Origin of the sequence: Mycoplasma razini, assembly GCF_048076865.1 — a bacterium.
GTDB lineage: Bacteria > Bacillota_I > Bacilli_A > Mycoplasmatales > Metamycoplasmataceae > Mycoplasmopsis.
In genome coordinates this window covers 97,641-119,297 of record NZ_CP182212.1, presented here as the reverse complement: position 1 = coordinate 119,297, position 21,657 = coordinate 97,641, and the positions used below count along the sequence as shown (strand labels likewise).

The window sequence follows — 21,657 nt, the reverse complement described above, 5'->3', positions numbered from 1 at the left end:
ATAATGAAAAAATATGTTACACCAAGTTTATTAAATGTTGAAGCTGACAAAAGACTTCAAATGGCAAATACACTTGTAGAAAATGGAATTAAATGAATTCACTATGACGTTATGGATGGTAAATTTGTTCCTAATACAGCAATTCAAATTGATGAAATTGCAAACATTGCTTTAAAAGGAAAACCACACATCAAAGATGCTCACTTAATGGTTGTAAATCCATATGACTATGTGAATCAAGTTAAAGATATAGTTGATATCATTACATTCCACTATGAAGCTATTGAAGATGATTTAGAACGTTTTGATGAATTCTTAGAAAACAATCACCATGATTTAAAAATTGGTTTAGCAATCAAACCAGCTACACCAGTTGCTGCTATTAAACCATTTTTAGATCGTTTAGCTTTAGTTCTTGTTATGTCAGTTGAACCAGGAGCTGGTGGCCAAAAATTCATGCCTACAGCTTTAGATAAAATTGCATTATTAAAGCATATAAGAAATGATAATAGCTATGACTACCTAATTCAAGTTGATGGTGGAATCAATGGTACAACAGGTCCAGAAAGCTTCTTATCTGGTGCTGATGCTTGTGTTGCTGGTACATACATTGTTGCAGAACCAACAAAAGAACGTATTGCTACTGTTTTAGGTAAATTTGCAAAATAATTTATTATTATGATTCATATAAAAAAATCACCAACGGGTGATTTTTTATATGCCTGAAATGATCTGAATTAAGATACAAAATTATTAGTAAGAAAAATAAGTTATTAAAAATAGCACTCAGTGCTATTTTTAATTATTATTTAACAATTTCTTGGAAGTCTTTTTCAAGTTTTTCAGCTAATTCAGGGTTGATATCACTTAAAATTAATGACATTCTTAATGATGAAATTACAAATTCGTGAGCAGCTTCTGCTGAGAATCCGAATGTTACAAATTTGTTTGTGAATTCATTAATTTGTTCAGCTGTAGCATTAACATTGTATTTGTCAACTAATGCTCTGTAAGCTTCAGCTTTTGTAACTTGTTCTAAAGCTTGTTTTTTGAATTCTTCTTCTAAATCTTTTTCTGTTGATTTGATTAAGTTTAAGTATTCTTGTTTCTTAATTCCATATTGTTTTAAAGAATTATCGAATTCTTTTTTGCTATTTTCAACATGAGCAACGATTAATGATTCGTGGATAACTGGTTTAGCTTTTTCAATAATTTGTTTAACAACTTCTTCATAGAAGTTTACGTTTGCTTCAACAAATCTTCTAACTCTTAAGTTACCTTTTAAAACATTTTCTAATGTTTTTAAGTCAGTTACATTTGGATCTTGGAACATTTTTACATTTTCATCTGTAAGTTTGAATAATTTTAATCTTTTTACAGAGTTAATTGTTACTTGGAATACAGCTTCTTTGTTTTGGTATTCTTTTACAAAGTAGTCAGCTGGGAATTTAACAGTAACATCACCTTTGTATCCAACTTTTTTGTCAACGAGTTGATCTTCAAATCCAGGGATAAATGTTTTTGATCCAAGTTTTAAATCATAACCTTTAGCTTCACCACCTTCAAAAGGTTCATTATCAATGAATCCTTTGAAGTCAATGTTAACTGTATCACCTAATTGTGTTTTAGCATCTGTGCCTTCAACAGCTTCTTCAACTGACATGTTTTCTTCTAATTCTTTAATTGTTTCTTCAACATCTTTTTTAGTGATTTTTGTAGCTGTGTATTTAACTTTTAAATCTTTCATATCAATGTTAAATTCTGGTTGAAGTACAAATTTGTATTCTAATACTAAACCTTTATCATTTAAATCGTATGATAAGATAGGTTGTGAGTAGCTTTTAATGTTGTTTTTGATTGTGTATTCAAGAACTTCACCAAAGTGTTGTCCGTTAAAGTGTCTTACTGCTTCATTAAGAACAGCTTGAGGATCTAAGTGAGCTCTTAGTTTTTCTTCTGGAGCTTTACCTGGTCTGTATCCTTTTACTTTAACATTTTTCATTAATTTGTTTGAAACTTCTTCAAGTTTTTTTTGAAATTCAGAAGCATCTACAGTAACTGTAACAACTACTTGTGCTTTGTCTTTTTCTTCGATGTGTTTAATCATTATTTCTCCTATTAATAAATAAACTTATTAGTATTAATATCTATATTTTACATTGTTTTTAGTTTTTTTAGAATTGTTTAGGTCTAAAAAAATCTAAAATATCTTTTTCAGATTTTCCTTCAAACAAGATACTAATAATATTTTGCAAGAATGGTATGTTTGTGATTTGATATTCTTTGATAAGCTTTTGCAATGTTTTAGCTGTATCATATCCTTCAATTGTTAATTGTTGTTCTGCTAATGCTTGATTTATTCCTACATTAGCAATATTGATCCCGAATGAGAAATTTCTGCTTGATGGAGATGAGCATGTTAAGAATATATCTCCAAATGATGAAAAGTTATATCCTATAGTGTTTTCTCCATGTGGGTAAATTGCCTTATAAACATTAAATATTTCACCAGTTCCCATTGTTAATAATCCTGCATGTGAATTTTGCCCTGGGTATAACACTGATGTAATACCAAGTCCAATAGCTAAAACGTTTTTTAATGCTGAAAATAGTTCAGCTCCCTTAATTTCGTTGAAAGGTTTAACATAAAAATGAGCGTTATTAAAGTATTCCGCTATTTTTGTGTTAAATTGCAAATTAACTCCAACTATATTAACCATAGTTAATTTCCCTGCAAAAACTTCAGCAGCGAATGAAGGCCCCATAATTGATGAGAAATTTGCGATGTTGTCTCCATAATTTTCTTTAATATATTGTGAAAAAAATTGTTTTGTATTTGGTTCAAGACCTTTAGATAAATTAATTAAATTAATCTTTCTTTTTCCTAAAATAGTTGATACCTTGGTAAGTAATGAACCAACTGCAACTGAAGGAACAGCCAAAATAGCTGTATCAATTTGATCTAAAAAATATTCCAAATTATCTGTTGCACTTATTAATTCAGGTTTGGCAAATTTATTATCACCAAAATATTTTGAATTGAGTCCATTATTAATATCTGCTATTTCAGCTTCTGAAATACCATACATTACAACTTTATTTCCGTTTTCTACCAGTATGTTTGCGAGTGCAGAACCGAATGCTCCGGTTCCTAAAACTCCGAATTTTAATTTGCTTTCTGTCATATGTGTAATAATTTTACTTTATTATCAAAAAAAGAGTATAAAAAAATGGCAGGAGTAGCAGGATTCGAACCCACAACACACGGGGTTGAAGCCCGTTGTTCTACCGTTGAACTATACTCCTAGCGCATAAGAATTATACTATAAAAATTAATTAGAAAAAATAGAAATTATATCCTTTACAGTTTCGACATTTCTTAATTGATCATCAGAAATTTCGACACCAAACTTAGCCTCTGCTTCAAAAAGAAGTTCAGCTAAGTCTAAAGAATCAATTCCTATCTCGCGGATTTTATCATCCTCTGAAATATTTTTCTTTTTTGATAGTTTTTTTAATTCTAAAATGATTATTTCTTTTCTGTTTTCCATGAATATATTATAACTAATCAATAAAGATATCAAAAGATTTTTCATCCATTGCGTTTCCACCCTTAGACACGTATAAAACACTTAGAACTATATGTTGAGGAGACAAATAATTATAGTCTATGTATAATATTCCATCATTTTTTCTCAAACGACGGATTATGTCCTTGGATATTTCATTTATTATTGTTTGGTCTATGTATTTTTTGTTTTGTTGATCATGTTTGAGAAACTTTTCAAAGTATCTCGGTTCAAGGCTGGGAATAAAGTTTTCTCTTTTTAGCCCTGTATATGTGTTTTTATCTTTATTATTATGTGAAAATGGATTGTTGTTGTTTTCAGAGCTTAAGACTTTATTATGAACACTATTATATACGAAGAAAGAGCCTGCTCCGAATGCACTTCCAATCCCGATTAGCACCGCTATGGTCAAAAAAGGTTTAATTCAAGAACTTACGTTTTTCGTTTTCTTCAATTATTAAATAATCCTGGATGTTAAAGTCTTCGCTAAATATGCTTGTATAGTCAAGTTCAAGATTTATTAAGTACTTATATTGAATGTTTTTTAGTGGTGCTATCTCAATTATCTTTAGTCTTTTATTAAATAAGTTGTCATGTTCATTTGTACCCACGACTGAAAATTTTTTTATAATTTCTAAATCAAAATAATTACACGCTATTTCATATATCCCATTAAAATCCCCGTCAAATTTATATGGTATCTTTACGCTATAAGATGAGTGAGAAGAGCCATTATTTCATATTTTAGTGTTAAGTTCATCTGTATAGAGTAAATCATTTATTTTTGCCTTGTAATATCTGCCTTTTTCATAATATTTTTCTTTATCAAGTGTCACGTTATTTGAGTCAAGGCTTTTAGTAATTAAATTGATCTTCCCGTCCATAAAATCTTTTAATATTAAACTATTAAAAGAAATTGGTATATATTCATTAAAATTTAATTCACCAGGAAATCTTTGAATCTTTTTGTCATTATATTGGTAACTTGAAATAATTTCATTGTGATGAGTTTTATTATCTAAGTCTTCTAAGGTGAAAATTAAGTTATGGTAATATAGTTCTTTTCAATATTTCTTGCCACTTTCAAAGTTGATGTTGTAAGAATAAGGAATCCTGAGCTTTACGGTGTTGGAATACGGAACAATAGTAATAGTTTCTTTTTTATCTTTTTCAAAAATTAATTGGTATTCCTTGAGTAGAATTTGTTCATTATAGAGTGGTTTTTTAGTTGAAAATTGGACAATAATATTGTCTAGATCACTAAATTTTGTTTTTAGTGATGAGTAAGGAACTCTTTTAATTTGTTTTTTATAGTTTCCATTGTTCGAATCAAATTCGATATATACCTTTTTATTAATATAAACAGCTACATGTATGTTGAGTGTACGTTTTATTAATTCTTTTTTAATTAAATCCAATATATTCAATGGTATTGGCGTCATACCTTGAGATAATATTGCCCCGTCCATTATTAATTTATTTTTATAGTCGTAAAGTCCATCTTCGAATGCTACTGTTATATCTGCCATATTGTTAGAAGCGATTCTATCTATATTTATTGCAAATCTAGCAGCAAAGCCATTTATAGAATTATTTGCGACTAATGTATTAACTTTTAATCTTCTTTCATTGACAATATAGGTATCATTTTGATTAACATAATCGATATTAATCATATTCGAGTTGTAATAAAAACTTTCCGAATTCTAATATTGCACTATGTTTCTTCTTATAAAATGTAGTCTTAGAAAAATATTCTGTATATCACTGACTATTATTTTTGGTTTCATTGTCTATGTAAGTTTTGTGAATTATTCAAGAATTTTCTGGAGTCATCATTGCTAATATATAGTTAAAGATATTGCTTGTCTTTTTTAGATTAGCTTCTTTTTCTTGAATTAATTCTTTGATTTCGGGATCTTTGGTGTTTAAATATTGTATTCATAATAATGCTAGTTTTTGTTTATTCTTTGATTCTGCTTCTTTGTGAGCTGTAATTATATATTTAATAATGTTCTCTATCGCATCATACAATGCTTTTAAATTTAAACCATTAGAATCATAAATACGTTTTAAACTATCTACATCTCCCATTTGTGCAAACTGATTAATTTCGTTTGCATCATTGAGAAGAGCAGCAGAGTACTTCTCGAGTAGTTTTTTTGTTGCATCTAAGCTTGATGGAGCTTTTGCTTCATTTTCAGTTTTTTTGTTATCCATTTCGGACTCTTTCTCTGGTTCTTCTCACTTTATAAATACAAAAGCCATTTTATTTTTACTTTTTTGTTTTAAAATTTTGAATTTTTATACAAAGATACTATTAAAGGGTAAAAATTGAATATTTTTTTGCCAAATAGTTGATTTGAATTAAAAAAAGTGGGAATTCCACTTTTTTAATATGCTTTAGCAAAAACTACATAACGATTAGTTTCATTTTCACATTCAGGATTGATGCATTTAACATTCTTATTAGGCTTGCTTAATGACATTGGAATACATCTAGCTGTTGCGCCAGTTTCTTCCTTAATTCTTTCTTCAACATCACCTCCACAGCAGAATGGAGCAACAACAAATTTATGATTAGCTAATTCATATTTGAAATCCTCATAATTGTAAACATATACTCTATTATGAATTAATCTTTGTTCAGCTTGTTCATATAAATTGTCATGAATTTCATTTAATAATGTAGCTAGATACTTCTTAACATCATTAATTTTAACTTGAGTCTTTTCTAATGTATCTCTACGAACTACAGTTACCATACCATTTTCAACATCCTTAGGTCCAATTTCAATTCTAACAGGTACACCTTGGATCTCTGAGTTAGAAGCTTTAAATCCTGGATTCTTGTCTGAATTGTCTAATCTAACACGATATTTTCTTGATAAGGCTTTAAATAATCCTTGAGATACTTCAGAAACTTTTGGTTCTTTATTTGCAAAAAGTTCTAAGATATCAACTTGAACTGGAGCTACAAATGGTGGAATAATAATTCCTCTGTTGTCACCATGTGTCATAATTAAAGCACCAATTAATCTTGTTGTAACACCTCATGAAGTTTGATATGCATAATCAAATTCATTGTTTTCGTTTTTAAATGTGATTTCAAATGGTTTTGAAAAGTTTTGAGCTAAGTAGTGACTAGTTCCAGCTTGTAAAGCTTGACCATCTTTCATCATAGCTTCAATAGTTCATGTAGTACATGCACCAGCAAATTTTTCATTTGGAGTTTTCTTTCCAATAATAGTTGGTATAGCTAAATATTTCTTTAAGAACTTAGCATATAGTTTGATCATTTCCTTTGTTAACGCACGAGCTTCTTTTGGATCTGAATGCACTGTGTGCCCTTCTTGTCATAAGAATTCGCGAGATCTTAAAAAAGGTCTGGTTGTTTTTTCTCATCTAACAACATTTACTCATTGGTTATATATAATAGGAAGGTCTTTATATGAATTAATAGAATTCTTATATAAATGAGCAAAAAGAACTTCTGATGTTGGACGTACAAAAAGCTTTTCATCAAGTTTTTTATCTCCAACCATAGTTACTGTAACTAGCTCTGGATTAAAACCTTCTATGTGTTCCTTTTCTTTATTGAATAATGATTCAGGAATTAAAAGAGGGAGGTTTACGTTTTGTACACCTTTTTCTTTAAATGCTTCATTTAAGCCAGCTTGGATTAATTCTCAAATACCATAAGCATTTGGTAATAAGATCATTGTACCTTTAGCTGGTCCATACATCATTAGCTTTCCATTTTGGACAACATCTGTATATCATTGTGAGAAATCTTGTTCTAATGGGGTTATTTTTTCTAATTTTCTATCTATTTTCATAATCAGGTATATTATAATCCAAAAACACTTATTTTTGTTTTAAAATTGCATAAAAAAACACCTTTATTCAAGGTGATATGGCTGCCCCAGTTAGATTCGAACTAACGCATCGCGGAACCAAAACCCGCTGCCTTACCGCTTGGCTATGGGGCAATTAATGGTGGGGGGAGAGGGATTCGAACCCCCGAATCCTAAGAAAGTGGGTTACAGCCACCCGCATTTGGCCGCTTTGCTATCCCCCCATTTGAATTGCTATATTATTATATAGCAACTTTTAAAAAAATATAAAAATTTTTTTGTTTTTTTATTTTGTACCAAAGATACGATCCCCAGCATCTCCTAAACCGGGTCTAATATAGTTATTTTCATCCAAATATTCATCCTTAGCAGCTAAGAAAATATCTACATTAGGATGTTTTGTTTGAATTTTATCTATACCCTTTTGTACACCAACTAAGCATACTAAGGTAATATCTTGAAAACCATCAGTTTGAAGTCTTGTTATAGCATCAGAAGCTGATGTTCCTGTTGCTAACATTGGATCAACAACAATGATTTTACTATCTTTAGCAACATTAGGAATTTTATAAAAGTATTCTGTAACTACTTCTGTTCCTTCGTTGCGATACATTCCAATGTGCCCTACGCGTGCTTGAGGGATTAAATTAACAATTCCGTCAGTCATTCCTAAACCTGCTCTTAATATAGGTACAATAACTATTTCTTTATCATAATCTTGGCCTATGTATGGAACTTGTAAAGCTGTTGTAATTGATACAGCTTTTGGTTGATAATTACGCATAATTTCATACACCATTAAAGAAGCTATCTCACTTAAATTGCTTCTAAATTCGCTATGTGTTGTTGTGTTTTGGCGCATTTTTGTAAGTTTAATATTAATTAGTGGGTGATTGATTACTGTGACCATGTGAACCTCGTTTTTTTTAATTATACATTTATCCAATAATTATGATTATAAAAAACCAAGCTTTCGCTTGGCTTTGAAATGATTATTATAATTCGTTGATTGTTCCACCAACTTTAGCGAATGCTTCTTTAGCAGAAGCTGAGGCTTTGTGAACATAGATTGTTAATTTTTTGGTTAATTCACCATTACCTAAAAGTTTAACTGGCATTTGTCTTTTAATTAATTTTGAGTCAAATAATGCTTCTAAAGTAATTGTATCTCCATCGTTGAATTTTGCTTCTAAATCAGATAAGTTGATAATTTGATATTCAATGTGGTTAACGTTTGTAAATCCACGTTTACCAATTCTACGGAATCAAGGAGTTTGTCCCCCTTCGAATCCTAATCTGTGACCTTTACGTTTGTTTTGTCCTGATTGTCCTTTACCTGCTTGTTTACCTTTACCAGCAGCGTGTCCTCTACCTTTACGGTGTTTGTCAGGTCTTGAACCTTCAGCAAATTTTAAATTATTTAATTTTATAGCCATGTCTTATTGAAAATCCTTTACTTGTTTGTCTCTGATTTCAGCAATTTCTTCAACTGTTCTTAAGTTTTGTAATGCTTTTACTGTTGCTTTAACTACGTTAGATTTTGAACGTGAACCGTATGTTTTTGTAACGATGTCTGTGTAACCAGCAAGTTCTACTACAGCACGAACTGTACCTGAAGCGATAAGTCCTTTTCCTTTAGGAGCTGGTTTTAATAATACACGTGAAGCTAAGAATTTAGCATCAATTTCGTGTGGTAATGTTCCGTTTACAACTGGAACTGATACAAGGTTGTTTTGTGCGTCTTTGATAGCTTTTCTAATTGCATCTGGAACTTCGTTAGCCTTACCGTGTCCAAATCCAACTAGACCTTTTTTGTTTCCTACAACAACGAATGCTGAGAAACTGAATCTTCTTCCACCTTTAACAACTTTTGTAACACGAGCGATATCTACAACTTTTTCTGTAAATTCTGATTCAAATCTTTGTACACGTGGTTTTCTATTAGCAGCTGCGTTACGACGTGGACGTTGTTCACCAGCTTCTTGAGCTTTTTTAGCTACTCTAGGAGCTTTTTTAGCTACAACTTCTTGTGTACCTGCAACTTCTGTTGCTTTAACTTCTTTATTGTTTTCCATATTAGAATTTAACTCCTTGTTCTCTAACTGCGTCTGCAAAAGCTTTTACTCTACCGTGGTATAAGTATCCACCACGATCAAATACAACTTCTTTGATACCTAATTTAACCATTTCTTGACCCATTTTTTTACCTAATTCTACTGCTGAAGCAATGTTACCTGCATAAACACCTTTTTGAAGTGTTGTAGCTGATAATAATGTAACACCTTTAGTGTCATCGATAACTTGAGCGTAGAAGTTTTGGTGTGATTTAAACACATTTAAACGTGGTGTTGAAGCTGTACCACTAATGTGTTGACGTAAACGAACATGTTTAACTTTTCTAGCTGCGTTTCTTGATTTTGCTTTCATAATTTTAACCTAGCAACTTCTAAATTATTTAGAAGCTGTTTTCCCTTCTTTACGTCTAATTTTTTCGCCTTTGTATGAAATACCTTTACCTGAGTAAACGTTAGGTTTTCTGATTCCTCTAACAACAGCAGCAAATTGTCCAACAACTTCTTTATCGTTTCCGAATACTGAAATTTCTGTTGGTTTAGCAACTGTAACTTTTAATTCAGCAGGTATTTTTTTAGATACTGGGTGTGAATATCCAGCATTAACAACAATTTCATTTCCTCTAAGTTCAGCTTTATACCCAACCCCTTTAATTTCAAGATCGATTTGGAATCCTTCTGTAACTCCTTTGATCATGTTTGAAATTAATGAGTTTGTTGTACCGTGTAATTGTTTTGTGTGTTTTTCTTCGTTTGCACGAACTGTTGTAACTTGGTTGTTTTCTACGTTAATTGTGATTAAAGGACTGAATTCTCTAACAAGAGATCCGTGTTTTCCAGAAACAGTAACTTTGTTTCCTTCAACAGTAATAGTTGTTCCAGCAGGAACGTTTATAACACGATTTCCAACACGAGACATACTAATTACCTATTATCAAATGTAAGCGATAACTTCACCACCTACATTTTCCTTTCTAGCTTCTTTTCCTGTCATAAGTCCTTTTGATGTAGAAATAATAACTGTACCAAATCCTGAGATAACACTTGGAATTTCTTCAGCTTTAACATAAACTCTAAGACCTGGTTTTGAAACTCTCTTAAAGTCAACGATAGCTGATTTGTTTTTCTTGTATTTTAATGTAACAACAATGTTTTTATCTACGCCTTCACCTTCGATAGCGTATGATGCAATGTACCCTTCATCTAAAATAAGCTTAACGATAGCTTCTTTTTGTTTTGAATAAGGAATTGTAACTGTTTTATGTTTTCTAATGTTAGCGTTCTTAATGCGAACAACTAAATCTGCAATTGGATCTGTAATAAACATAATTATCAACTCGCTTTCTTCATACCTGGAATCTTACCTTCGTGAGCAAGATTTCTAAAACAGATACGACATACTTTATATTTTCTTAATACTGAGTGTGGACGTCCACATAATTCACAACGTGTGTAAGCACGTGATGAGAATTTTGGTTGACGTTTTGCTTTCTCGATTAATGCTTTTCTAGCCATTATTTAGCTCCTTTTTTTTCAAATGGTACACCGATTGATTCAAGCAATGTTCTTGCTTCTGCATCAGTTTTTGCGCTTGTTACAATAATAACGTCAAGACCTTTGATTCTACGAATTTTGTCAAATTCGATTTCTGGGAAGATGATTTCTTCTTTAATTCCAAGGTTGTAGTTTCCTCTTCCGTCAAATGCTTTAGGATTTGCTCCACGGAAGTCACGGATACGAGGCATTGCCACGTTGATTAATTTGTCTAAGAAATCTCACATTCTGTCTCTACGAAGTGTAACTTTTCCACCCATAGGCATTCCTTCACGTAATTTTCATGAAGCGTTTGATTTTTTAGCTGTTGTTTGATATGGTTTTTGTGATGAAATTAATGTTAATTCATTTAAAACTTCTTCGATTGCTTTTGAATTATTAATTTCTTTTCCAGCAGTCATGTTTAATACAACTTTTTCGATTCTAGGAACTTCCATTGATGATTTGTAATTGTATTTTTCTTTTAAAGCAGGAACTGCTTTTTCTAAATAAACATTTTTAAGCATATTAGATTTCCTTTCCTGTCTTTCTTGCTACTCTTACTTTGTTTCCTTTAGCATCAATTTTGTATCCTATTTTTGATGATTGATGTGGTTTGTCTTTTGTTGCTTTTTTCACTAATAATTGCACGTTTGAAACATGAATTGGAGCTTCTTTTTCTGTAATTGAACCATCTTGGTTTTGTTGAGAAGGTTTGTTGTGTTTTTTGATAAAGTTTAATCCTTTAACAATAACTCTGTTTTCGTTGTGTAATACTTTTTCAATTGTTCCTGTTTGACCTTTTTCTTTACCAGCAATAACGATAACTTCGTCATTTTTTCTAAATTTAATTTTGTTCATAATGTTCTTCCTTAAATCCTATAATACTTCTGGTGCAAGTGAAACAATTTTAGGGAATTTTTCACGTAATTCACGAGCAACTGGTCCGAATACACGTGTTCCACGTGGAGTTAAATCTTCCTTAAGTAATACTACAGCGTTGTCGTCAAAACGAATGTATGAACCATTGTCACGGTGCACACCGTATGATGATCTAACAACAACTGCTTTAACAACTTGACCTTCTTTTACCATTCCATTAGGAATAGCTTTTTTAACTGAACATACAATAATATCACCGATGTTTGCTACTTTCTTTCTTGACCCACCTAAGATACGGATAACTCCGATTTCTTTAGCACCTGAGTTATCAGCAACGTTTGCTCTTGATAATTCTTGTAACATTAGTTTTGTCCTTCTGTAGCTTGTTGTTTAACTTCAACTAATCTGAAGTGTTTTGTTCTTGAAAGTGGTCTAGTTTCCATGATTAAAACGATATCACCTAGTTGAGCAACTTGATTTTCATCGTGTACTGCAAATCTTTTTGTTGATTTGAAACGTTTTGAATATAATGGGTGTGTTTTGTATGTGTCAACTGCAACAATAATTGTTTTAGCTGTTTTACCAGCAGAAACAACTGTACCAACAAGTGTTTTTCTTGTGTTTCTTTCCATAATTATTTAGCTCCTTTTTTTTCGTTTAAAGCTGTAAGAGCTTTAGCAATATCTTTTCTAATAAGTGCAATTTTGTGTGTTTCTTTTAGATCACCTGTAACATTTCTGTATCTTAAAGTAAATAATTCTGCTTTAAGTTGAGCTACAAGAGTTTGTAATTCTTCAACTGATTTTTGTTTTAATTCATTGTAAAGCATTATTTATCTCCTTCTTCTCTTTTAACAATTCTTCATTTAACAGGTAATTTGTGTCCAGCAAGACGTAAAGCATCACGTGCTATTTCTTCTGAAACTCCACCAACTTCAAACATCATTGTGTCTACTTTAACTGCTGTATATCATAATTCTGGTGTACCTTTACCTGAACCCATACGTACTCCGATAGGTTTAGATGTTTTGGCAAAGTGTGGGAATATACGGATAATAACTTGTCCTTCACGACCCATTCTACGTGTAGCAGCAATACGAGCTGACTCGATTTGACGAGCTGTTACTCATGCTGATGTTGTAGCTTGTAATCCGAATTCACCAAATGCTACTGTGTTTCCTTTTGTAGCTCTACGTTTGTCGTGTTTAACAACAAATGGTTTTCTGTATTTAGTTCTCTTTGGTTGAAGCATTATTTATTTTCCCCTTCCAAAATTTCACCTAATGATACTCACACTTTAACACCAATAGCACCGTATGTTGTTCTAGCTGTTGCTGTAGCATAGTCAACATTTTGTCTTAATGTATGTAATTTCATTTCACCTTCAGAATATCCTTCTGTACGAGCCATATCAACACCGTTAAGACGTCCACTAACTGCTGTCTTAACACCTTTTGCTCCAGCACGCATTGCATTTCTAATAGCAATTTTTTGTGCTGAACGGAAACTTTCACGGTTTTCTAATTTTGTAGCAATCATTTCTGCAAGTAATCTTGCGTTTAAATCAGGGTTTTTAAGTTCAACAACTTGAATGTTTACATTTAAGTTCTTGTTCTTAACATTTTTTTGTAATGCAACAGTTAATTCTTGAACATTTTTACCTTCTGTTCCAAGAACTGCTGCTGGTTTAGCTGTGTGAAGAATAACTGTAACTTTATTATCTTTGTTACGTTTTACTTCTACTTGTCCAATTTGGTATTGACGTACTAATTTATCGAAAAATTTGTAGATCTTAGCATCTTCAACTAAATATGTTCCAAAGTTATCTTTGTCTGCAAATCATGTTGAGTTGTGTGCTTTAGTAACACCGTAACGGAATCCATTTGGATTAACTTTTTGTCCCATATTAATTTCTCTCCTCTAATACTACTGATAAATTAGATGTACGTTTTAAGATTGAGTAAGCACGACCTTGACTTCTTGGTTGGAATCTCTTAAGAGTAGGACCTTCATTTACATAAACTTCTTTTACATATAATTTAGTTGCATCCATACCGTGGTTGTGTGTAGCGTTTGCAACTGCTGATTCTAATAACTTGATAAAAATAGGAGCTGATTTTTTGTTAACGTTGTGTAGAAGTCCTAATGCTTCAGTAACATCTTTTCCTCTGAAAAGGTTTGCTACTAATTTAGCTTTAGAAACGCTAACTCTTTGTAATTTAACGTGTGCTTTTGCTTGTTGTGCCATTATTTCTTCTTACCTTTATCTGCACCATGACCTGAGAATGTTCTTGTTGGTGCGAATTCTCCTAATTTGTGTCCTACCATGTCATCTGTTACGTAAACTTCTAAGAATTGTTTTCCGTTGTGAACTGCGAATGTTAATCCTACGAAGCTTGGGAAGATTGTAGAACGTCTTGATCAAGTTTTAATTGGTTTTTTAGGTGCATTTCCTTCAACGATAGCATCTACTTTTTTAAGTAAGTGTTCGTCTGCGAATGGACCTTTTTTAAGACTACGTGCCATTATTTAGAATCCTTTCTTCTTCTTAAAATAAGTTTATTTGAAGATTTCTTAGTTTTTCTTGTCTTAACTCCAAGAGCTTTTTTACCTCAAGGTGTAAGTGGAGCTTTACGTCCAACTGGTTGCTTACCTTCCCCTCCACCATGTGGGTGGTCTACAGGGTTCATAACTGATCCACGTACTGTTGGTCTAATACCTTTGTGTCTGTTGATTCCAGCTTTACCAACATTAACAAGTAAGTGTTCTTCGTTTCCTACAACACCAATTGTTGCACGGCAACGTGATAAGATACGACGTGTTTCACCTGATTTTAATCTTAACACTACGTATTTACCATCATCATCTTTACCTAAGATTTGTGCAGAAGTTCCAGCTGAACGAGCTATAACCCCTCCACCTCCAGGTTGCATTTCGATGTTGTGTACGAATGTACCTTCAGGAATGTTTGCAAGTGGTAATGTGTTACCTACCATAATGTCAACATTTGTTCCTGAAACTACGATTTGTCCTAATTTAATACCTTTAGGAGCAAGGATGTATCTTTTTTCTCCATCTGCATATGCTAATAAACAAATGTTTGCTGATCTGTTTGGATCATATTCAATTGTTTTAACGATTGCAGGGATGTTATCTTTATTACGTTTGAAGTCTACAATTCTGTAGAATCTTTTAACACGCCCTCCGTGATGTCTAACAGTAATCTTACCTTGGTTGTTACGTCCAGCGTTATTTCTTAAATTCACTAAAAGTGATTTTTCTGGAGCGTGACCTGATAAGTTTGCTCTGTAGTCAAGAGAAGACATGTTTCTACGACCATTTGTCGTTGGCTTATAATGTTTAATCGCCATTGTGTCTTTTCTCCTTTTGCTTAAAAATAGTTGGGGGTCTGTCTTTTAAGCAAGCTTTTTACCCCATTAAATTAAATTGTGTTCCGAAAGTTCATCGGAGATATTATTATTCTCCACCAACTTTACGTTTTGTAGTAGCTTTTTTAGCAACTGTTTTTGTTGTTTTTGTAGCTGTTGATTTTTTAGCAGCTAATTTAGCAGCAGCTTTCTTTTCAACATCTGCGTTTTTTGCAGCTTTTTCAGCTTTAGCTGCTTCTTTTGCTTTAGTTTCTTCAGCAACTAATGTTGCTTCTTCTTCATCAGCTGGTAAGTAGTTCATATCTGAACCAGCTTTTAAAGTAACCATAGCTTTTTTGTAACGATTTGTAAATCCGTGGAAACGTCCAACATTTTTAGGTTGTTTTTCAACTTTGATTGTTCTAACTGATTCAACTTTTACATTGAAGATTGTTTCGATAGCTTCAGCAATTTGGTGTTTGTTAGCTTTGTAATCTACTTTGAAAGTATAAACACCGTTAGCTCTTTGAATATCTGATTTTTCTGTAAGAACTGGTGCAATAATAACTCTTGTTAATTCCATTATTTAACTTTCCCTTCTAATAGTTTTAAGCTTTCATTTGAAATAACCATAACATCTGCTCCGATTAATCTTTCAACTGTTAATGAGTTAGCTTTTGATAAAACAACATTTGGAATGTTTCTTGCTGATTTGTAAACTGTTTCACTTTCAGTAACGATTAATACGTTTCTTAAGTTGTTTAAGTTTAATTCTGCTAATTTAGCAGCCATAGCTTTTGTTGATACTGTTTCTAAAGCAAGATCGTTAACTAATACAGCATTGTCTTGAGCTAATAATGTTAATGCTGAAATGAATGCAGCAAGTTTAACTTTCTTATTAACTTTTAATGAGTAGTTTCTGTTAGCTGTAGGACCGAATGCTCTACCACCACCAACTCAGATAGGTGTACGTGTAGAACTTGTTCTTGCACGTCCTGTACCTTTTTGTCTTCATGGTTTTTTACCTGAACCAGAAACTTCTGCACGTGATTTAACTTTGTGTGTTCCTTGTCTTCTTGAAGCTCTTTCTGAAAGAATAGAGTCGAAAATTGCTTGTTCATAAATTTTTTCGCTTGCGAATAATTTAGCAGGTAATTCAGCTTTGAAAGCAGCTTTTGTAACATTTTTGTCTTTAGCAACTGTTACTTTTGCTGATTTAGGAGCTGTAGCTTTTTTAGCTGTTGTTGCTTTTGTTGATTTTTTAACTGTTTCAGCCATAACTATTTATCTCCTTTTTCTTCAGCTTCTTGAATTAATGCTGATAATTCAGCTGAGTTCATTCCAACTGTAACTTCAATATTGAATTTTTTAGCTTTTTCGATTAATTCGTTCATTAACATAACTTCTTCAATGTCAACAAGTTTGATTCCTTCACGGTTTGGAAGACCTTTAACAGCTTCCTTAACTACTACGAAAGATTTTTTAGGTCCTGGAATTGACCCTTTAATTAAAAGTAAATTGTTTTTCACATCAACTTTAACGATTTCAAGGTTTTGAACTGTTGTTTTAACATTTCCAAGTTGCCCTGGCATTGTCATACCTTTGAACACTCTGTTACCTGAGATATCCCCAAGTGATCCAGTTTGTCTAACAGGTTGAGATCCTCCACCTCCACCGTGAGATTTAGGTCCGATGTGTTGATTGTGTCTTTTAATTGTTCCGGCGAATCCTTTTCCTTTTGATGTTCCAGTAACATCTACTAATTCACCTGATGTGAATATGTCAGCTTTAATTTCACTTCCAAGTTCATAACCTGACATATCACGAACTTCTTTAACGAAGCGCTTAGGTGTTGTATCAGCTTTTTTAAAGTGACCTAATTCAGGTTTGTTAACACGACTTGCTTTTTTATCAAATACAGCAAGTTGAGTAGCAACGTAACCATTTTTGTCAGCTGTTAAAACTTTTGACACAACATTTGGTTGTACTTCTATTACAGTAACTGGAACACTTTTACCAGATTCTGTAAAAATTTGAGTCATACCAACTTTACGTCCTAAGATTCCTTTCATTTGTTCTCCTTAAATTTGGGTATTAAATTTATTTTACTTTAACTTGAATATCCACACCAGCTGGTAATTCAAGTCTGTTTAATTTATCTTGTGTTTCAGCAGAAGGATTGGTAATTACAACTAATCTTTGGTGTGTTCTGCTTTCGAATTGTTCACGTGATTTTTTGTTAATGTGAACAGATCTTAAGATAGTAACTTCATCTCTTTTTGTAGGTAAAGGAATTGGTCCACTAACTTTTTCAGCACCAGTTGATTTTGCTACTGTAAAAATTTTCTTAGCAGCTTGGTCAACTAATGAGTGGTCAAACCCTTTAACTTTGATATTTAGTTTACTCATGTGTTGTCTCCTTTTGTTCTTTTGAACAATAGCTCCTTTTAAAAAACCTAACTTGTCCTCGACAACTGAATCTTGGCAAGCTAGCAACCTTTAAAAATCATAGCTATAGTTGCTTTTGTATTATATTGAAAAATTAAAAAAACAGAAAGGTTTTTTCTGCTTATTTTTTTAGCAACTGCTCTTGGTGTATCAAACACCTAATTATGAGATTTTTTTGCTGATTCAATTACTTAAAATTTGCATCGGCATATACTCATATCCACGTTCTAAAATTTCATCTCCTTGTAAAAGTAACATAGTTGGTACTTTTAAGACTTTTCATTTATTATCATGTTCTCTAAATAATTTAGCTTCTTCAGCATCAATATTGATAAAAGTAATTTTATCGTTGTTTTCATACTCGCTTGCAACTGATTCAACGATTGGTTTCATCATTTTACAATCTCCACATCAATTTGTTGTGAAATTTAAAAATAATAAATGATCTGATGGGTTGTTTTCAATTACAGCTTGTGCATCTTTTCATAACATTTGTTTAAACATTTTTTCTCCTCCTTTTATAAAAAAACACATTATGTGTATTATTTTACAGCAAAAATGTGTTTTTTGGAAATTAAATAGTAGTTAAAGTTAAAGCAACCATAGGGTCTTTATCTTTAAGTTTGAAAATCTTTTTACGGATTGTTTTTCTTAATTTTTCATTTACTTCCCGCATTGAAGTAAAGGATTTAGTTTTAAAGACATCAACAATTAAGTCAGTGATTAAAGCATTTGTTTCTTCAATTTCGCTTTGATCAATAACTCCTATATAGCTAATGTGAAGCTGACCAACAATTTTCTTAGTTTTAGGTGAGTATAAACCATTAATAACAATAACACCTTCTCTTCCAAGAGCTTCTCTTTCAGCAATAACTTCTGAAGAAATATCCCCAACTCCAAAACCATCAATTATCGTATTTCCTACTTCTTTAATTTTTCCGTTGTGGCTAAATAATTTATCACCTTGGAAGTGAGCTATTTTACCATTTAATAAAACTACAGGGTCAATTGTTTGCTTTTTACCTAATTCTTCAATGATATATTCACTAGCTCCAACTAAGTAACGATATAGTCCTTGTGTTGGAACAAAATAGCTAGGTTTTAAATGTTTTACTAAGTTTAATAAATCTTCTTTTGTTGGACGTAAATAGAAATAATCATTGTCTAAAATTTCATAGATATTTGGGGTAATTTTAGCAACTAAGTCCATCATTTCAGCATATTTAGATTCCAATCCATTTACTGGTGGAGCCATCAAGATCATAGTATCATCATTATTTAATTTTAAATAAACATCTTTTTCTGATGCAATTCTCTCAAAACGATTATATAAACGTTCAGTTGCTGCTGTTACTAAAATGACTGCATTATCATATTTAGCAATAGATTTATAATCAACTACTTCAGGTAGTTTTAAATTGTCGCTAAATTTTGAAATTAAATAAAGTAAATCAGCATATGTTTTTCCATAAGGGACAATTGGACGATTGTATTTAATGGCTAAATCAATAACTTGTTGAATTGAGACCATTTCTTCACCATAAGCTCCTACTACAATACGTTTATTTGGAGCAGTATTTTCAAAAGCTGTATTTAATTTAGGATTAGTTTTATATTTGTCAATTGCTCTTCCAGCTACATTGCTTCTTCCAGCATCTGTTACTAAAGCAATAATTGGTTTGTGACTAAAATAGTTAGCTAAAGATTTGAAACTAGTTTTGCCATAAATTCCTAAATCTCCTTCAACATAGTTAAACATAAATAAATAGTCACCATCTGCTGTAGAAAAATTAAATCCAGTATTTCCAGGCATTGATCCAGTTAAGTTAAAAGGAATGACATCAACTGATCCCACTCTAGTTTTCCCTCTTAAAGTGTTAATTCTAAAGCTTTTTTGATCAATTCCGTATTTAGAAATTCTTTCTAGCACCATTACTTTATTAAATGCTGATGTATAGATTTGTAAGTTTGGAATTTTCATTAGTAATCATGGTAAAGCTGAGAAAGATTCGTTCTTGATATCTGTGATAAAAATACCTTTAATCTTGTCTTTATTTTTGATTAAATATGAAAAATCAGGAATTAAAGTGTCAACACCATTATTTGCATCAATTGGAACTTTGACACCTGCATTAATTACGTAAATATCATTGTTGTGTTCAAAAACATAACAATTTTTACCATTTTCATCTTGCCCTCCTAGAGCAAAAATATTAACATTATTCATTATTTTCTCCTGTTAGATTATTTTGTGATTGTATGAAAATTAATAATTACTTATTAACTAGCTTAATTATAACATTAAAAGCAAAAAAATATCCGCCACAATTAGCGAATATTTAAATAGTTATTATTTAACAACGTGTTCTGTAATAACATCGTTTTCAACAACTAAGAATTGATCACCTTTTTGAATTCCGTATGGTTCAAGAGCTGTAACAGCATTTTCGTGATCTTTCTTAATTAATGGGAATAAAGCTTCTGAATCAACAGATGTTCAAACACTTGAATATGAACCGAATGCATTTACTAATAATGGGTTGTTAACTACACCAATAATTGTTGAGTTTGGTCTAAATTTAGCAACTTCTTTTAATAATGTTCCAGTTCTTGATAATGTAACAACAAATTTGTATTTTCCATCTTTTGTTTTTTCAGCAATTTTGTAAGCGATTTGTGAACGTTTGTTTGATTGGTCTGAGTTTGCTCAAACTTTTTCAAGTTGCACATCGTAGTAGTTTCTTGCGTAGAATTCTTTTTCTGCTCTTCTTGAGATAGCAGCCATTGTTTTAACAGCTTCAAGTGGGAATAATCCGTTTGCACTTTCTCCTGAAAGCATTGTTGAGTCAGCACCTAATTCAACTGCGTAGTAAACGTCTGTTACTTCTGCACGTGTTGGGTGAGGTGAGTTTTCCATTGAGTCTAACATTTGTGTTGCAACGATAACTGGTTTACCAGCTTCACGACATTTTCTGATCATCATTTTTTCATAGTAAGGAACATCGTAGTAAGGAATTTCAAGTCCTAAGTCACCACGAGCAACCATAATACCATCTGATGCTTCGATAATTTCGTCGATGTTTACACATCCTAAGTGAGATTCAATTTTTGAGAAAATTTGAATGTGGCTTCCACCATTTTCATCTAATAATTTTCTTAATTCTTTAACGTTACGTGCTGAGTTAACGAATGAAGCAGCAACATAGTTAATTCCATTTTCAATTCCGAATTTAACGTCATTGATGTCTTTTTCAGCTAGGAATGGTAATGAGAAGTCAACACCTGGTAAGTTAACACGTTTGTTTGTCTTTAATTTGTGTGTGTTTTCTGCTTTAACTTTAACGTATCCTTTACCTACTTCAGTAACAACTGTAGAAAGTTTACCATCGTCAATTAAAACTTGGTTTCCAACAGCTAAATCTTGTGCCATATCGTAAGCAACTGTGATTTCTGTAGCTGTTCCTTCTAATGTTTGGTATTTTTCACTTGTTGTGTGAATTAAAACTTCAGAACCTGATTGTACTACTTGAGCACCATCTTTCATTTTTCCTATACGAATTTCTGGTCCTTTTGTATCTAACATTAATGAAACAGGGATTTTAAGTTCTTGAGAAACTCTTTTTCCTAATTTAAATTTGTTTAATTGTTCTTCGTGTGAACCGTGGCTAAAGTTAGCTCTAATTGTAGTAACACCATTTTCCACAAGTGAAAGTAACATATCATAGTTATCACTTGATGGACCGATAGTAGCTACTAATTTAGTTCTTTTATCAGTAATTTTCATAATACTCCTATAAGTAATTTTTATATATGTATTTTATCACTAATAAGAACAATTTAAAAAATTTATTTATATAGTATCTAATGAAAATTATTCAATGTAGTATTAGACTTTTAAACTTAAAAAATAGAGTTAAAAGGACAAAAAA

General features: G+C 31.7%; 31 protein-coding genes, 3 tRNA genes and 1 pseudogene. 1 reads left to right on the top strand and 34 read right to left on the bottom strand.

Annotated features, from left to right (window positions below):
• The first annotated feature begins 3 nt into the window (after positions 1–3).
• Positions 4–669 (top strand): ribulose-phosphate 3-epimerase, encoded by a 666-nt coding sequence (locus ACM0L0_RS00615; protein ID WP_416738637.1) that lies wholly within the window; start codon positions 4–6, stop codon positions 667–669.
• 136 nt (positions 670–805) lie between these two features.
• Here the strand turns inward: ACM0L0_RS00615 and tig are convergent, their stop codons facing one another.
• The 34 genes and pseudogenes from tig to pyk form a co-directional block, all read right to left on the bottom strand.
• A complete protein-coding gene (gene tig / locus ACM0L0_RS00610; protein ID WP_416738636.1) occupies positions 806–2,107 on the bottom strand; it encodes a trigger factor in 1,302 nt (433 codons plus the stop codon).
• A 67-nt stretch (positions 2,108–2,174) separates the two neighbouring features.
• Positions 2,175–3,185, bottom strand: coding sequence for an NAD(P)H-dependent glycerol-3-phosphate dehydrogenase (locus ACM0L0_RS00605; RefSeq protein ID WP_416738635.1), 1,011 nt, complete (start codon positions 3,183–3,185; stop codon positions 2,175–2,177).
• A 46-nt stretch (positions 3,186–3,231) separates the two neighbouring features.
• A tRNA-Trp gene (locus ACM0L0_RS00600) sits at positions 3,232–3,306 on the bottom strand.
• 26 nt (positions 3,307–3,332) lie between these two features.
• The gene (locus ACM0L0_RS00595; RefSeq protein WP_416738634.1) at positions 3,333–3,551 is read right to left on the bottom strand and encodes a phosphopantetheine-binding protein; all 219 of its coding nucleotides are present in this window, start codon (positions 3,549–3,551) and stop codon (positions 3,333–3,335) included.
• 13 nt (positions 3,552–3,564) lie between these two features.
• Positions 3,565–3,969 carry an MHO_1590 family protein gene (locus ACM0L0_RS00590; protein ID WP_416738633.1) on the bottom strand — a complete coding sequence of 135 codons (405 nt, stop codon included), beginning with the start codon at positions 3,967–3,969 and terminating at the stop codon, positions 3,565–3,567.
• Positions 3,970–3,988: 19 nt separating this feature from the next.
• Complete coding sequence (locus tag ACM0L0_RS00585) at positions 3,989–5,245, bottom strand: MHO_1580 family protein (protein ID WP_416738632.1); 1,257 nt, start codon at positions 5,243–5,245, stop codon at positions 3,989–3,991.
• The gene (locus ACM0L0_RS00580) at positions 5,238–5,789 is read right to left on the bottom strand and encodes an MG284/MPN403 family protein (protein WP_416738631.1); all 552 of its coding nucleotides are present in this window, start codon (positions 5,787–5,789) and stop codon (positions 5,238–5,240) included. Before ACM0L0_RS00580 ends, ACM0L0_RS00585 begins: the two co-directional genes overlap by 8 nt.
• Before the next feature lie 173 nt (positions 5,790–5,962).
• Positions 5,963–7,408 (bottom strand): proline--tRNA ligase, encoded by a 1,446-nt coding sequence (proS, locus tag ACM0L0_RS00575; RefSeq protein WP_416738630.1) that lies wholly within the window; start codon positions 7,406–7,408, stop codon positions 5,963–5,965.
• A gap of 78 nt (positions 7,409–7,486) precedes the next feature.
• A tRNA-Gln gene (locus ACM0L0_RS00570) sits at positions 7,487–7,561 on the bottom strand.
• A gap of 5 nt (positions 7,562–7,566) precedes the next feature.
• Positions 7,567–7,650: transfer RNA gene (locus ACM0L0_RS00565), tRNA-Tyr, on the bottom strand.
• 62 nt (positions 7,651–7,712) lie between these two features.
• Positions 7,713–8,336 (bottom strand): uracil phosphoribosyltransferase, encoded by a 624-nt coding sequence (upp, locus tag ACM0L0_RS00560; protein WP_416738629.1) that lies wholly within the window; start codon positions 8,334–8,336, stop codon positions 7,713–7,715.
• 85 nt (positions 8,337–8,421) lie between these two features.
• On the bottom strand, positions 8,422–8,856 hold the full coding sequence (gene rplO / locus ACM0L0_RS00555; protein ID WP_416738844.1) for a 50S ribosomal protein L15: 435 nt from the start codon (positions 8,854–8,856) through the stop codon (positions 8,422–8,424).
• Between the two features lie 9 nt (positions 8,857–8,865).
• On the bottom strand, positions 8,866–9,501 hold the full coding sequence (gene rpsE, locus ACM0L0_RS00550; protein ID WP_416738628.1) for a 30S ribosomal protein S5: 636 nt from the start codon (positions 9,499–9,501) through the stop codon (positions 8,866–8,868).
• Position 9,502: 1 nt separating this feature from the next.
• Positions 9,503–9,856 (bottom strand): 50S ribosomal protein L18, encoded by a 354-nt coding sequence (gene rplR / locus ACM0L0_RS00545; RefSeq protein ID WP_416738843.1) that lies wholly within the window; start codon positions 9,854–9,856, stop codon positions 9,503–9,505.
• A gap of 21 nt (positions 9,857–9,877) precedes the next feature.
• Positions 9,878–10,417, bottom strand: a complete 540-nt coding sequence (gene rplF / locus ACM0L0_RS00540; protein WP_416738627.1) for a 50S ribosomal protein L6 — start codon at positions 10,415–10,417, stop codon at positions 9,878–9,880.
• A gap of 12 nt (positions 10,418–10,429) precedes the next feature.
• Complete coding sequence (gene rpsH / locus ACM0L0_RS00535; RefSeq protein WP_416738626.1) at positions 10,430–10,825, bottom strand: 30S ribosomal protein S8; 396 nt, start codon at positions 10,823–10,825, stop codon at positions 10,430–10,432.
• Positions 10,826–10,827: 2 nt separating this feature from the next.
• Entirely contained in the window at positions 10,828–11,013 is a 186-nt protein-coding gene (locus ACM0L0_RS00530; RefSeq protein WP_416738625.1) for a type Z 30S ribosomal protein S14, read from the bottom strand.
• Positions 11,013–11,558 carry a 50S ribosomal protein L5 gene (rplE, locus tag ACM0L0_RS00525; RefSeq protein ID WP_416738624.1) on the bottom strand — a complete coding sequence of 182 codons (546 nt, stop codon included), beginning with the start codon at positions 11,556–11,558 and terminating at the stop codon, positions 11,013–11,015. The genes ACM0L0_RS00530 and rplE overlap by 1 nt, the downstream gene beginning before the upstream one ends.
• A 1-nt stretch (position 11,559) precedes the next feature.
• Positions 11,560–11,892 carry a 50S ribosomal protein L24 gene (gene rplX, locus ACM0L0_RS00520; protein WP_416738623.1) on the bottom strand — a complete coding sequence of 111 codons (333 nt, stop codon included), beginning with the start codon at positions 11,890–11,892 and terminating at the stop codon, positions 11,560–11,562.
• 18 nt (positions 11,893–11,910) lie between these two features.
• Positions 11,911–12,276 carry a 50S ribosomal protein L14 gene (gene rplN / locus ACM0L0_RS00515; protein ID WP_416738622.1) on the bottom strand — a complete coding sequence of 122 codons (366 nt, stop codon included), beginning with the start codon at positions 12,274–12,276 and terminating at the stop codon, positions 11,911–11,913.
• Positions 12,276–12,545, bottom strand: a complete 270-nt coding sequence (gene rpsQ, locus ACM0L0_RS00510) for a 30S ribosomal protein S17 (protein ID WP_416738621.1) — start codon at positions 12,543–12,545, stop codon at positions 12,276–12,278. The genes rplN and rpsQ overlap by 1 nt, the downstream gene beginning before the upstream one ends.
• 2 nt (positions 12,546–12,547) lie before the next feature.
• Positions 12,548–12,742: a 50S ribosomal protein L29 gene (gene rpmC, locus ACM0L0_RS00505; RefSeq protein WP_416738620.1), complete on the bottom strand. Its 195-nt coding sequence runs from the start codon at positions 12,740–12,742 to the stop codon at positions 12,548–12,550.
• Positions 12,742–13,164, bottom strand: coding sequence for a 50S ribosomal protein L16 (gene rplP / locus ACM0L0_RS00500; protein WP_416738619.1), 423 nt, complete (start codon positions 13,162–13,164; stop codon positions 12,742–12,744). Before rplP ends, rpmC begins: the two co-directional genes overlap by 1 nt.
• A complete protein-coding gene (gene rpsC / locus ACM0L0_RS00495; protein ID WP_416738618.1) occupies positions 13,164–13,817 on the bottom strand; it encodes a 30S ribosomal protein S3 in 654 nt (217 codons plus the stop codon). Before rpsC ends, rplP begins: the two co-directional genes overlap by 1 nt.
• Position 13,818: 1 nt before the next feature.
• Positions 13,819–14,160 (bottom strand): 50S ribosomal protein L22, encoded by a 342-nt coding sequence (gene rplV, locus ACM0L0_RS00490; RefSeq protein WP_416738617.1) that lies wholly within the window; start codon positions 14,158–14,160, stop codon positions 13,819–13,821.
• Positions 14,160–14,438 (bottom strand): 30S ribosomal protein S19, encoded by a 279-nt coding sequence (rpsS, locus tag ACM0L0_RS00485; protein ID WP_416738616.1) that lies wholly within the window; start codon positions 14,436–14,438, stop codon positions 14,160–14,162. The genes rplV and rpsS overlap by 1 nt, the downstream gene beginning before the upstream one ends.
• The gene (rplB, locus tag ACM0L0_RS00480) at positions 14,438–15,283 is read right to left on the bottom strand and encodes a 50S ribosomal protein L2 (protein WP_416738615.1); all 846 of its coding nucleotides are present in this window, start codon (positions 15,281–15,283) and stop codon (positions 14,438–14,440) included. The genes rpsS and rplB overlap by 1 nt, the downstream gene beginning before the upstream one ends.
• 106 nt (positions 15,284–15,389) lie before the next feature.
• Positions 15,390–15,863, bottom strand: coding sequence for a 50S ribosomal protein L23 (rplW, locus tag ACM0L0_RS00475; protein ID WP_416738614.1), 474 nt, complete (start codon positions 15,861–15,863; stop codon positions 15,390–15,392).
• A complete protein-coding gene (gene rplD / locus ACM0L0_RS00470; RefSeq protein ID WP_416738613.1) occupies positions 15,863–16,558 on the bottom strand; it encodes a 50S ribosomal protein L4 in 696 nt (231 codons plus the stop codon). The genes rplW and rplD overlap by 1 nt, the downstream gene beginning before the upstream one ends.
• Before the next feature lie 170 nt (positions 16,559–16,728).
• A pseudogene (gene rplC / locus ACM0L0_RS00465) lies at positions 16,729–17,352 on the bottom strand (50S ribosomal protein L3); the annotation flags it as partial.
• Positions 17,353–17,380: 28 nt separating this feature from the next.
• Complete coding sequence (gene rpsJ / locus ACM0L0_RS00460) at positions 17,381–17,689, bottom strand: 30S ribosomal protein S10 (protein WP_416738612.1); 309 nt, start codon at positions 17,687–17,689, stop codon at positions 17,381–17,383.
• Between the two features lie 201 nt (positions 17,690–17,890).
• The gene (locus ACM0L0_RS00455; RefSeq protein WP_416738611.1) at positions 17,891–18,232 is read right to left on the bottom strand and encodes a thioredoxin family protein; all 342 of its coding nucleotides are present in this window, start codon (positions 18,230–18,232) and stop codon (positions 17,891–17,893) included.
• A 70-nt stretch (positions 18,233–18,302) separates the two neighbouring features.
• Entirely contained in the window at positions 18,303–19,955 is a 1,653-nt protein-coding gene (locus ACM0L0_RS00450; RefSeq protein ID WP_416738610.1) for an MBL fold metallo-hydrolase RNA specificity domain-containing protein, read from the bottom strand.
• Positions 19,956–20,078: 123 nt separating this feature from the next.
• The gene (gene pyk, locus ACM0L0_RS00445; protein WP_416738609.1) at positions 20,079–21,512 is read right to left on the bottom strand and encodes a pyruvate kinase; all 1,434 of its coding nucleotides are present in this window, start codon (positions 21,510–21,512) and stop codon (positions 20,079–20,081) included.
• Positions 21,513–21,657: the final 145 nt, after the last annotated feature.